The sequence below is a fragment of the Pantoea sp. GbtcB22 genome, from assembly GCF_019091025.1.
In the GTDB taxonomy this organism is placed as follows: Bacteria; Pseudomonadota; Gammaproteobacteria; order Enterobacterales; family Enterobacteriaceae; genus Pantoea; species Pantoea leporis.
The window spans coordinates 1-279 of sequence record NZ_JAGXKB010000115.1; the positions used below are offsets into that span (position 1 = coordinate 1).

General features: G+C 50.2%; 1 protein-coding gene. It reads right to left on the reverse strand.

The genetic code is table 11. The features are described 5' to 3' along the window. A partial coding sequence (locus KVT28_RS24960; protein ID WP_217550828.1) for a hypothetical protein occupies positions 1-279 on the reverse strand: 279 nt, incomplete at both ends.

The window sequence follows — 279 nt, forward strand, 5'->3', positions numbered from 1 at the left end:
GATCTGTTGTTCACTCATATCCTCCACTGCTCCAATCAAGCTACTACCTGCATTGTTCACAATGACCCAATGTTGTGTCTGATCTGGCTGAAGGTGATTCTCTTCTACAGAAAATAGACCTTCCAAAATCTGTTGCGTCTCAGGTCTCGAAACGTCCAGTTGAAGCCATTGGCCGCCAAGCTCTTCAAACTCTGGGCACCGCATCGAAGCAGTCTTGACATCACGAGCGGTCCCTATCACACGGTGTCCCAAGCGCAATGCCGAGAGTGCCATCTCGAG